Source organism: Kitasatospora sp. NPDC056783, assembly GCF_042789895.1.
Taxonomy (GTDB): domain Bacteria; phylum Actinomycetota; class Actinomycetes; order Streptomycetales; family Streptomycetaceae; genus Kitasatospora.
The window spans coordinates 1-11,152 of sequence record NZ_JBHUAF010000286.1 but is presented as its reverse complement, the minus strand read 5'-3'; the positions used below and the strand labels follow the sequence as shown (position 1 = coordinate 11,152).

The window sequence follows — 11,152 nt, the reverse complement described above, 5'->3', positions numbered from 1 at the left end:
GGGCCGGCCACTTTCGCTCCCGCTCCGTTCGATCCGTCGAACGCGGCGTCAACTCCTGTGTCGGCAAGGGCTCTCGCGGGCCCGGTGGGTGTTCACGGCGCGCGATGCTGTCGGGCGGTCAGCGCCCGGCCGGTCCGGCGGACGGGCGGGTCCGGGAGGGGAGGAGGCCGGATGGCGGTCCGGACGGGCTCGTGGCCGGGACCTTGAACCCGCTGAACGCGCTGAAGGGGGTGGGGAGTTCGGGTGCGGAGGCGGCCGGGCTCGGACTGTTCTTCGCGTTCTGGTCCTGAGTGGGCTTCGAGTCGACCGCGATGTACGGCGAGGAGTCCCGCGACCCGAAACGGGTGGTGCCCCGGGCGACGCTGATCTCGGTGGTCGGGATCGGCCTGTTCTACGTCTTCGTGTCCTGGATGATCGTGTCCGGCAACGGAGTCGACCACGCGGTCGCGGTGGCGAGCGGCGCGGTGCCGGGCAAGGAGGGCAACAGCCTGTTCTTCGACCTTCCCCCAGCCTCCGGCCGGGGGTGCCCCATCGCGCGCACCTGGGGGCCTGGGCGGTGAGGGTCTTCCAATGGCTGGTCGTCAGCGGCTCGTTCGCCTGCGCGATGGCCTTCCACGATGGACCCGTACGCGCACCTGTACACGCTGCTGGCGCTGCTCGGGACGATGGCGATCCTGGTGGTGCAGACGCTCTGCTCCTTCGCCGTGGTCGGGTACTTCCACGTGCGGGGGCGCCACCCGGAGACCGCGCACTGGTTCCGGACGCTGGTCGCGCCGCTGGTGGGCGGGGTGGCGATGGCGGGGGTGGTGGTGCTGCTGGTGTTCGACAGGGGCGCGGCGGCCGGGGCGGCGGCGCACACGCTGCTGTTCCGGCTGACCCCCTACCTGGTGATCGGGGTGTTCGCGGGCGGGATCGCGCTGGCGCTCGCGGTGCGCCGGCGGCGGCCGGAGCTGTACGCGCGGATGGGGCGGGTGGTGCTGGAGGACGCGGCCGAGCGGTGACCGGGCGGCGGGCCGGACCCCACGGGCCGGGTCTCAGTGGCGGTGGACCGGCAGGCCGCGCTGGGCGGCGGTCAGCAGGTCGTGCATCCGGTGGCCGAAGTCCTCGGTGTCCCGGGCCGGTTCGGGGAAGACCAGGCGGACGTCGCGGTGACCGTGCGGGTGGTCCAGGCGCAGCACCAGGCCGTAGCGGTCCAGGGCGAGCGGGCGGACGTCCGGGGCGTGGGTGAGTACGGCCGGGTCGAGCAGCCGGGTCAGCAGGTCGAGCGCGTCGGCGTGGTCGTCGGCGAGGTGGGTGAGCATCGCGGCCTCGTGCCGGGCCAGCGGGTCGGGGGCGGCGTGGGCGAGGTCGGCGGCGGTGACCGCGCCGGTGCCGTACGGGGTGGCGAGGACGGCGTGGGCGACGTCCACCCACAGGTGCGCGCTGAGGCCGTCGTCGGCGAGGTGGGCCAGGTGCAGCCGGCCGGCCAGGGTGAGGCGGGCGCGGACCCGGTCGCGGACGGCGACGGGCGAGACGTCGGTGACGTCGAGGACGACGGCGAGGCCGTCGTCGGCGCCGGCGGCGGCCGTGGTGAGCGGGTCGTCCAGGGCGCAGCGCAGCCGCAGCCGGGAGCCGTGCACGGAGACCGGGGTGTCCAGGTGGTGGTGTTCGCCCAGGGCGCGGACGGTGAGTGAGGAGGTCGTGCGGAGCAGGCCGTGGATCCGTTCGGCGGTGGTGGGCTCGGGGACCTCGGTGTCGCCGGTGGGCAGGCTCATGGGGCGGACCTCCAGTTGGTTAGGTGAGCCTAACCTAATGTCCGTGGACGGGTGTGGCAAGCAGGCGGAAGGGCCCGGACGCGCGGGTGGCGTCCGGGCCCTCCGGGGCGGGGGTGCGTCAGCCGATGACGGCCTGCGCGTCGATCTCGACCAGCATCGGCTCCTGCGGCAGTTCGACGAAGATGGTGGTGCGGCACGGCTTCACGCCGCCGGGCTCGATGTTCTCGTCGATGAACTCGGCGTAGACCTCGTTCATCAGCGGGAAGTCGGCGCGCTTGGTGAGGTAGACGCGGAACATCACCACGTCCTCGATGGTGGCGCCGCCGGCCTCGACGATGGCCTTGACGTTCTCCAGGGTGCGGCGGGTCTGCGCCTTCACGTCGCCGTGGTGCAGGTACTCGCCGGTGGCCGGGTCCTGCGGGCCCTGGCCGGAGACCTGGAGGATCGGACCCTTGCGGACGCCCTGGGAGAACATCCAGGCCGGGGCGGGGGCGCCGTCGGTGCGGATCTCGGTCTTGGTGGAGGACATGGGATTCCTTACTGTTTCCTGATGGGTCGTCAGTTGCGTTCGGGGCGGCCGCAGTCGGCCGAGACGGCTCGGGTGGTGGCGAGCAGCTGCGGGAGCAGGTCCAGCACCTGCTCGTACGGCAGGACCACGTCCGGGACGGAGATCGAGGCGGCGGCGACCACCCGGCCGCTGGCGTCCCGGATCGGCGCGGCCACGCAGTTGATGAAGGACTCGTGCTCGGCGTGGTCCTGCGCCCAGCCCTGGACGGCGACCTTCTCCAACTCGGCGAGCAGCGCCTCGGGGCCGGCCAGGGTCCGCTCGGTGTGCCGGACGAAGTCGATCCCGGCCACCACCCGGCGCCGCTCCGGCAGCGGGAGGTCGGCCAGCAGCACCTTGGAGACGGCCGCGCTGTGCAGGGCGGCGCGCAGGCCGATCCGCGAGTACATCCTGACCGGGTGGCGGGAGTCGAACTTGTCGATGTAGACCACCTCGCCGCCCTCGTACGCGGCCAGGTGCACGGTCTGGCCGGTGGCGGCGTTCAGTTCGGCCAGGTGCGGGGCGGCGATCCGGCGCACACCGCGCTGCTCCAGGGCCAGGCCGGAGAGGGCGAAGAGGCCCGCTCCCAGGTGGTAGCGGTAGGCCGCGTCGCGGTAGACGAACCGTTCCTCCTCCAGGCTCTGGAGCAGTCGCAGCACGGTCGTCTTGTGGACGCCGAGCACCTCGGCGAGCTGGTCGAGGGAGCGCTCGCCATCGCCGAGTTCGGCGAGGATGCGCAGGGCGCGGGTGACGGTCTGACTCATCGTGCTCCGCTTCGAGGGTGGGGTTCCCGCTCATTGTGCCCGGGACCGGTCGGCGGACGGCGCCCGGTCGGCGGGGCGGACGGGATCGGCGGTGCGGCGGGCCGCGGCGCGGTGCAGGGCGGGGCCGGTGATGCCCGCCGCGGTGACCCGGGTGGCGGCCCACTGCGCCGGGGACGCGTCGAGCAGCGCGGCCACCACGGCGGCGTCCGGCAGCTCGGCCTGGTCGCCGTGGGCGGTCAACGCGCAGGCGGCGCTGAGGTGGCCGAGCCGCAGCCGGCGGCGCTGGTCCAGGCCCCGGACGGTGCCGGCCAGGTATCCGGCCGCGAAGGCGTCGCCCGCGCCGGTGGCCTCGACCACCTCGACCGCGAGGGCCGGCTCGGTGACCGTCGTGCCGTCCCGCTCCAGGGCGGTCACCTGCCGGGCGGCGTCCTTGACCACGACGGTCGCCGGGGAGGGGAAGCGGCGGCGCAGGGCGGCCGGGTCGCCGGTGCCGAAGGCGGCCTCGGCCTCGTCGGAGCCGAGCAGCAACAGGTCCGCGGCGTCCAGCAGCGGCGGCAGCACGGCCGGGTCGCGGTCGCGCCAGAGCGCGGGGCGCCAGTTGAGGTCGAAGCTGACCGTCCGGTCCGGGCGGCGGTCGGCGAGCAGGGCGCGCAGCAGGGCCAGGCAGTCGTCGGAGAGCGCGGCGGTGATGCCGGACAGGTGCAGCAGCCGGGCGCCGGCCAGCAGGGCGGCGGCCGCCGGGTCGGCGAGCAACTCGGGGGAGAGCGCCGCGGCCGCCGAGCCGCGCCGGTGGTAGTGCAGCCGGCTGCGGCCGGGGCCGAGGTCGTGGCGGTCGCCGGTGGTGCCGCCGACCTCCTTGAGGTAGAGGCCGGTCGGGCGGTGCGGGTCGACCGCGACCCCCGAGACGTCCACCCCGCGGGCGGCGACCTCGGCGAGCAGCCGGCGGCCGAAGCCGTCGTCGCCGACCCTGCTGATCCAGGCGCTCGGCACCCCGAGCGCGGCCAGGGCGCCGGCCACGTTGGACTCGGCGCCGCCGACGGACAGCCGGAAGCCGTCCACCGATTCCAGCGGGCCCGGACGGTCCGGCAGCAGGACGGCCATCGACTCGCCCACGCACACGGCCGTCGGGGGAGGGCCGGGGTGGGTCGGGCCGTGGGTGTCCTGTCGCGGCATGGGCGGGGCTCCTCGTCTGCGGCCGTTCCGTCGAGAGCGGGCCCACGGGGTCGACCCCGCCGCACATGGGCGCCGCACGGGGTCGACCCCGTCGACCGGGAGTCAGGTCCGTTGACCGTGATCCGGCGCCGATGCTAGAACCGTGCTGCCAGCATGTGCAACCCTCGTTGCACATGTTGCAACCTGTGCGGATGGAGGAACACGGTGGAGAAGACCTTCGCAAGCGGTGCGAACGGGCCGGGCATCGCCCGCGGCGCGGTGGCGGCCCTGGCCGACGAACCGCTCGACTGGCGGTTCAAAGCCGCCCCGCCCACGTCGTGGGGCCGCACCGTGCGGGAGTGGCTCGCCACCGGCCCCACCCTCTCCTCGCTCGGCACCCCGCTGCTCACCCTCGACGGCGCGGCCCTCGACCACAACGTCCGCACCATGGCCGACTGGTGCGCCGAGGCGGGCGTGGCGCTCGCCCCGCACGGCAAGACCACCATGGCGCCCGCCCTCTGGCAGGCGCAGCTCGACGCCGGCAGCCACGGCATCACCCTCGCCAACCTGCCCCAGGTGCGGATCGCCCGGGCCTTCGGGGTGCAGCGCGTCCTGCTCGCCAACACCCTGCTCGACCCGGCCGGACTGGCCTGGCTGGCCGACGAGCTCGCCGCCGACCCGGACTTCGCCTTCCTCTCCTGGGTCGACTCCGTCGAGAGCGTGCGGCTGATGGACGAGGCGCTGCGCGCCGCCGGGGCCGAACGCCCGGTCGAGGTGATGGTCGAACTCGGCGGCCCCGGCGGGCGGACCGGCGCCCGCGGCGTGGACGCCGCCGTCGAGGTCGCCGCCGCGGTGCTGCGCGCCTCCACCCTGCGCCTGGCGGGCGTCGGCGGCTACGAGGGGGCGCTCGCCCACGACGCCTCCGCCGAGGGGCTGGCCGCCGTCCGCGGCTACCTGCGGCAGATCGGGGAACTGCACGGCCGGCTCGCGAGCGCCTACCCGGACGGCGCGCGGCCGGTGGTCTCGGCCGGCGGCAGCGCCTACTTCGACCTGGTGGTCGAGGAGTTGGCGAACCTGCCGGAGGCGTTCGTGGTGCTGCGCTCGGGGGCCTACATCGCCCACGACGACGGCTTCTACCGGGGCATCTCGCCGCTCTCCCGGGGCGGCGGCGAGGCGCCGTTCCGCGGCGCGCTGCACGGGTGGGCCCGGGTGGTCTCCCGGCCCGAGCCGCAGCTCGCGCTGCTCGACGCCGGCAAGCGCGACCTGCCCTTCGACGAGGGACTGCCGGAGCCGCAACGGGTCCGCGACGGCGCCGAGCTGACCGGGACGGCGGCCCGGATCACCGCGCTCAACGACCAGCACGCCTTCCTGCGCGACGCGGGCGACCTCGCGCCGATCGGCGCGGTGCTGCGGCTGGGCGTCTCGCACCCCTGCACGGCCTTCGACAAGTGGACGGCGATCCCGGTGCTGGACTCCGCGGACGCGGCGGAACCGAAGGTCACCGGCCTGGTCAGGACGTTCTTCTGATGTCCGGCGAGAGAGCGGCCGCCGGGGGCGGCCGGAGCGTGACGGTCTTCCGGGGCGCGACCGTCGTCGACGGCACCGGCGCGGAGCGCTACCGGGCGGACGTCCGGATCGCCGACGGCCTGATCACCGGGATCGGCCACGGCCTGACCGCGCCCGAGGTGGTGGACGCCGACGGGCTGGTGCTGGCCCCCGGCTTCATCGACATGCACGCCCACTCCGACCTCGCCCTGCTGCGCGAACCGGAGCACCCGGCCAAGGTCACCCAGGGCGTCACCTGCGAGGTCCTCGGCCAGGACGGCCTGTCCTACGCCCCGGTCGACGGCGTCACGCTGCCCGCGCTGCGCCGCCAACTCGCGGGATGGAACGGCGACCCGGACGACTTCGACTGGGACTGGCGGGACGTCGCCGGCTACCTGGACCGGATCGACCGCACCGGCGTCGCCGTCAACGCCTGCTACCTCGTCCCGCACGGCACGCTGCGGATGCTCGCCATGGGCTGGGCCAACCGCCCACCCACTGCGGCCGAACTCGACCGGATGCGGCAGGTGTTGGCGAAGAGCCTGCTGGACGGCGCGATCGGCATGTCCAGCGGCCTCAGCTACACCCCCGGGATGTACGCGGACACCGCCGAGCTGGTCGAGCTGTGCACGGTCGTCGCGGCCTACGGCGGCTTCCACGCCCCCCACCAGCGCTCGTACGGGGCGGGGGCGTTGGAGGGCTACGCGGAGATGCTGGAGATCGCCCGGCGGAGCGGCTGCGCCCTGCACCTGACCCACGCCACGATGAACTTCGGGGTCAACCGGGGCCGGGCCGGCGAGCTGCTGGAGCTGCTGGACGAAGCGCTGGCCGACGGCGTGGACCTCACCCTGGACAGCTACCCCTACCTGCCCGGCTCCACCACCCTGGCCGCCCTGCTGCCCAGTTGGGCCACCGAGGGCGGCCCGGCCGCGACGCTCACCCGGCTCGTCGACCCGGCGCAGTGCGCCAGGATCCGCTACGAGGTGGAGGAGAAGGGCAGCGACGGCTGCCACGGCGTGGTCACCGACTGGACGACGATCCAGATCTCCGGCGTCCGCTCGGACGCGCTCGCCGGGGCGGTCGGCCGGACCGTCGCCGAGATCGCGGGCGAGGAGCGGCGGACCGGCACCGAGGTCTTCCTGGACCTGCTGCGCCGGGACGAACTGGGCACCACGATCCTCCAGCACGTCGGGCACGAGGAGAACGTCCGGGCGATCATGCGCCACCCCGCGCACACCGTCGGCAGCGACGGACTGCTGGTCGGCGCCCGGCCGCACCCGCGGGCCTGGGGCACCTTCCCGCGCTACCTCGGCCACTACAGCCGGGAGTTGGGCGTGCTGACACTGGAGGAGGCGATCGCCCGGATGACCGGGCGCCCCGCCGCCCGGCTGGGGCTGGACCGGCGCGGCCGGATCGCCCCCGGCCACCACGCCGACCTGGTGCTCCTCGACCCCGCGACGGTCCGGGACACCGCCACCTTCGAGGACCCCCGGCAGCCCGCCGAGGGCATCGAGTACGTGTACGTCAACGGCACCGCCGTCGTCCGGCAGGGTCGTACCACCGGCGCCCGCCCCGGGCGCGCCCTGCGCCGCACCGACCGAGGAACCCTGGCCATATGACCGAGCTCTCCGCCCCGACCGACCTCTCGCTGCTGCGCGACGACCCGGTGATCGCGGTGGTCCGCGCACCCCGGATCCCCGACGCCGCCGCGCTCTGCGCCGCCCTCGCCGAGGGCGGCATCAACCTGACCGAGTTCACCTACACCACACCGGAGGTGACGGACCATCTGCTCCGCGCCTCGAAGGCCGGCTGGCGGGTCGGCGTCGGGACGGTGCTGACCGCCGAGCAGGCCCGGCGCGGGGTCGAGGCCGGGGCCTCCTTCCTGGTGACCCCCGGATGCCGTCCGGAGGTCGCCGAGGCGGCGGCCGCCGCCGGGGTCCCGGTGGTGCTCGGGGCGCTCACCCCGACCGAGGTCGCGCACGCGGTGGACCTCGGTGCCGCCGCCGTCAAGATCTTCCCGGCCCGGGCGTTCGGCCCCGGTTACTTCAAGGACCTGCGCGGCCCGTACCCGGACGTCCCGCTGGTGGCCTCCGGAGGGGTGAACGCGGGCAACGTCGCGGCCTTCCTGGCGCACGGCGCGCTCGGGGTCTGCGCGGGGACGGACGTGGTGCCGCCGGACGTGGTCGCGGCGGGGGACTGGGCGGAGATCACCCGGCGGGCCCGGGCGTTCACCGCGGCCTGCGCGGGGGAGGGCGCGTAGCGGCGGCCCCCGGGGGCGTGGCCGGGGCGAGGCGGGCTTTCGGGGCGGCCGGGATCGGACGAGAATCGGGGACACCCGGCTCGGCCCCGGCCGGGCCCGCACCGGCTCAGCTCCCGCCCGGCCAGGCCCGGGCCCCGGATCCGGCAGGAGGAACCGCCCATGACCTCGACCCGCCCCGGCCCCGACTGGCTCGCCGACGCCGTGCTGTACCAGATCTACCCGCAGTCCTTCGCCGACTCCGACGGCGACGGCGTCGGGGACTTCGCCGGCATCGCCGAGCACCTGGACCACCTCGCCTGGCTCGGCGTCGACACCGTCTGGCTCAACCCCTGTTTCGCCTCGCCGTTCCGCGACGCCGGGTACGACGTCACCGACTACCTGACCCCCGCCCCGCGCTACGGCACCGCCGAGGATCTGGCGGCGCTGGTCGAGGCGGCCCGCGGCAAGGGCATCCGGGTCCTGCTGGACCTGGTCGCCGGGCACACCTCCGACCGCCACCCCTGGTTCCTGGCCTCCGCCGAGGACCCGTCGGACCACCGGTACATCTGGTCCGACCGCCCGGTGGACGGCTTCGTGGCCTCGCCCGGCAGCCGCCCCGGCTGGTACCGGCCGAACTTCTTCGACTGCCAGCCGGCCCTCAACTTCGGCTACGCGCGGAGCAGTCCGGCGGAGCCCTGGCGGCAGGCGGTGGACGCGGACGGCCCGCGTGCCAACCGGGCGGCGCTGCGCGGCATCATGGCGCACTGGCTCGGCCTCGGCATCTCCGGCTTCCGGGTGGACATGGCGTACTCGCTGGTCAAGGACGACCCGGGCACGGTGGAGACCGCCAAGCTCTGGACCGAGCTGCGCGACTGGCTGGACCGCACCCACCCCGAGGCCGCCCTGCTCGCCGAGTGGGGGGACCCGGCCACCGCCGTCGCGGCCGGCTTCCACGCCGACTTCTTCCTGCACTTCGGCGGCGCGGACCACGGCCTGCCGCTGAGGTCCCTCTGGAACAACAACGGCGGGACGGTCGAGGAGTTCTGGCGCCAGGAGGCCTGCTACTTCGAGGCCGAGGGCCGTGGCACCCCGCTGCCCTTCCTGGAGGCCTGGCGCTCCGCCGCGGAGCTCACCGAGGGCAATGGGCGGATCGTGCTGCCCACCGCCAACCACGACTTCTCCCGGCTGGCCACCGGTCCTCGTACCGCGGAGCAACTCGCCCCGGCGTTCGCCTTCCTGCTCACCTGGCCCACCCTCCCGGCCGTCTACTACGGCGACGAGATCGGCATGCGCTACCTGCCGGGCCTGCCCGACACCGAGGGCAGCGTGCTCGGCCCGCGGTTCAACCGGGCCGGCTCGCGCACCCCGATGCAGTGGACGCCCGGCCCCACCGCCGGCTTCTCCGGCGCGGCGCCCGAGCGGTTGTACCTGCCGGTGGACCCCGACCCGCACCGACCGGACGTGCTCTCCCAGCGCGCCGACCCGACCTCGCTGCTGCACGGCGTCCGGCGGCTGATCGCGCTGCGCCGGGCGCACCCGGGGCTGGGCTCGACCGGAGAGGTGGAGGTGCGGCACGCCGGGTACCCGCTGGTGTACACCCGGGCCGGGCGGTACCTGGTGGCGGTCAACCCGCGCCGGGAGCCGGCCTCCGTCCGGCTGTCGGGTCTGCCGGGGGAGGACGCCGGGAGGCCGGAGGGCCCCGGGCCGGCGGGCGGCCTCCGGCCGCTGGAGGTGCGGGGCGTGCGGGTCGCGGACGGGGAACTGCGGGCGGACGGGTTCTCGTACGGGGTGTTCGAGCTGCGCTGAGCGGGAGCGGGAGCGGCGGCGGGGTACGGGCGGAGGCGGGGTACGGGCGGAAGGGCCGGGCCGCGGCCGGTCCGGCTTCCGGCCGGTGTCGGATGGTTGTAGGCTACATCGATAGATCGTTGCATTTGCCACCTGTATTGGTTGCATTTGCCACCTTCTGACGTGAACCGAGAGACACCACCGGAGGACGGTACGAACCCCATGAGCACACCCCGGAACCCCGTCGCGGCGCCCGCCCTGGGGCACTCGCTCAAGCACCTGGCCACCCACCTGATCACCCCGCTGCTGATGTGCCTGGGCATGGCGCTCGCCTACCAGGGCGCCTTCCACCAGCCGGCGCCCAACCACCTCAGGGTGGCCGTGGTCGGCACCACACCGCAGGCCCAGGGGCTGGCGCAGGCGATCCAGGGCAAGGCCGGGGGCGCGCTCGACGTCCGTACCGCGGACGACCGGGCCGCCGCCGAGCGGCAGTTGCGCGACCGCGAACTGGTGGGCGCCTTCGTCCCGGACGCCAGGAGCCCCGAGCTGATCGTCGCCAAGGGGAACTCGGACACCTCGGTGGTGGCGGCCACGGCGGTGTTCACCGACGTCACCGACCAGCAGGGCGTGCCGCTGCACGTCACCGACCTGACCACCCCCGCCGAGGGCGACCCGACCGGCCAGGGCCTGTTCTTCCTGCTGGTGGCGCTGAGCATCGGCTCGTACGCGAGCGTCGCGGTGATCGGCGCGGCCGGCGCGGCGCTGAGCGTCACCGTCCGGGCGCTGGTCGGGGTGGCGGTCTCGCTGGCGGTCAGCGTGATCGGGATCGTCACCGCCGGGCCGGTCTTCCACGTGGTCGACCACCGGTACGCCGCGATCTGGGCACTCGGCTGGCTCTACTCGGCGGGCATCGTGCTGATCGGCATCGGCCTGCACAGCTTCCTGAAGAAGTGGACCACGCTGGCCCTGATGGTGCTGTTCGTGATGCTGAACTTCACCTCCTCCGGCGGCATCTACCAGCCGGAGCTGCAGAACGGGTTCTTCGGCGCCCTGCACGGCTTCTGGACCGGCGCCGGCTATCTGGAGGGCGCGCGCGACATCCTGTACTTCGACGGCGGCGCGGGCCTCGGAGGGCACCTGGTGACCCTGCTGGTCTGGCTGCTGCTCGGCGGGGCGGCCCTGGTGGCCGCCGCGCTGTACGAAGGCCGCGGGCGCCGTCCGGTGGAGACGCCGCAGGAGGCCGAGGAGGAGATGGAGGAGGCGGTCGCGGCCTGACCGCGTCCCTCGGACAGGCTCCACGACAGGCTCCACCCGGGGCCACGGGCATCGGCACCGGGTGGGGATCGGCGGCCCGCGCCCGGCTCCGGAC

11 protein-coding genes are annotated in these 11,152 nt (G+C 74.8%); 7 read left to right on the top strand and 4 right to left on the bottom strand.

Annotation, left to right across the window (positions count from 1 at the left end; genetic code table 11):
- Positions 1 to 290: 290 nt before the first annotated feature.
- Together ACFRMQ_RS30110 and ACFRMQ_RS30105 are read left to right on the top strand one after the other, a co-directional pair.
- Entirely contained in the window at positions 291 to 560 is a 270-nt protein-coding gene (locus ACFRMQ_RS30110) for a hypothetical protein (protein WP_380733835.1), read from the top strand.
- A 57-nt stretch (positions 561 to 617) separates the two neighbouring features.
- Complete coding sequence (locus ACFRMQ_RS30105; protein ID WP_380733834.1) at positions 618 to 1,001, top strand: hypothetical protein; 384 nt, start codon at positions 618 to 620, stop codon at positions 999 to 1,001.
- A 33-nt stretch (positions 1,002 to 1,034) separates the two neighbouring features.
- Here the strand turns inward: ACFRMQ_RS30105 and ACFRMQ_RS30100 are convergent, their stop codons facing one another.
- The 4 genes from ACFRMQ_RS30100 to ACFRMQ_RS30085 form a co-directional block, all read right to left on the bottom strand.
- Positions 1,035 to 1,754, bottom strand: coding sequence for a DUF2470 domain-containing protein (locus ACFRMQ_RS30100; protein WP_380733833.1), 720 nt, complete (start codon positions 1,752 to 1,754; stop codon positions 1,035 to 1,037).
- Between the two features lie 118 nt (positions 1,755 to 1,872).
- The gene (locus ACFRMQ_RS30095; RefSeq protein WP_380733832.1) at positions 1,873 to 2,283 is read right to left on the bottom strand and encodes a RidA family protein; all 411 of its coding nucleotides are present in this window, start codon (positions 2,281 to 2,283) and stop codon (positions 1,873 to 1,875) included.
- A gap of 29 nt (positions 2,284 to 2,312) precedes the next feature.
- Positions 2,313 to 3,062, bottom strand: coding sequence for an IclR family transcriptional regulator (locus ACFRMQ_RS30090; protein ID WP_380733831.1), 750 nt, complete (start codon positions 3,060 to 3,062; stop codon positions 2,313 to 2,315).
- 30 nt (positions 3,063 to 3,092) lie between these two features.
- Complete coding sequence (locus ACFRMQ_RS30085) at positions 3,093 to 4,235, bottom strand: sugar kinase (RefSeq protein ID WP_380733830.1); 1,143 nt, start codon at positions 4,233 to 4,235, stop codon at positions 3,093 to 3,095.
- A gap of 204 nt (positions 4,236 to 4,439) precedes the next feature.
- On the opposite strand from ACFRMQ_RS30085, the gene ACFRMQ_RS30080 reads away from it, so the two are divergent.
- The 5 genes from ACFRMQ_RS30080 to ACFRMQ_RS30060 all read left to right on the top strand — a co-directional run bounded on the left by ACFRMQ_RS30080 (position 4,440) and on the right by ACFRMQ_RS30060 (position 11,058).
- Positions 4,440 to 5,741, top strand: coding sequence for an alanine racemase (locus tag ACFRMQ_RS30080; protein ID WP_380733829.1), 1,302 nt, complete (start codon positions 4,440 to 4,442; stop codon positions 5,739 to 5,741).
- Entirely contained in the window at positions 5,741 to 7,378 is a 1,638-nt protein-coding gene (locus ACFRMQ_RS30075) for an amidohydrolase family protein (RefSeq protein WP_380733828.1), read from the top strand. Before ACFRMQ_RS30080 ends, ACFRMQ_RS30075 begins: the two co-directional genes overlap by 1 nt.
- Entirely contained in the window at positions 7,375 to 8,019 is a 645-nt protein-coding gene (locus ACFRMQ_RS30070) for a bifunctional 4-hydroxy-2-oxoglutarate aldolase/2-dehydro-3-deoxy-phosphogluconate aldolase (RefSeq protein WP_380733827.1), read from the top strand. The genes ACFRMQ_RS30075 and ACFRMQ_RS30070 overlap by 4 nt, the downstream gene beginning before the upstream one ends.
- A 159-nt stretch (positions 8,020 to 8,178) precedes the next feature.
- The gene (locus ACFRMQ_RS30065) at positions 8,179 to 9,804 is read left to right on the top strand and encodes an alpha-amylase family glycosyl hydrolase (RefSeq protein WP_380733826.1); all 1,626 of its coding nucleotides are present in this window, start codon (positions 8,179 to 8,181) and stop codon (positions 9,802 to 9,804) included.
- A gap of 201 nt (positions 9,805 to 10,005) precedes the next feature.
- Positions 10,006 to 11,058, top strand: coding sequence for a hypothetical protein (locus ACFRMQ_RS30060; RefSeq protein WP_380733825.1), 1,053 nt, complete (start codon positions 10,006 to 10,008; stop codon positions 11,056 to 11,058).
- Positions 11,059 to 11,152: the final 94 nt, after the last annotated feature.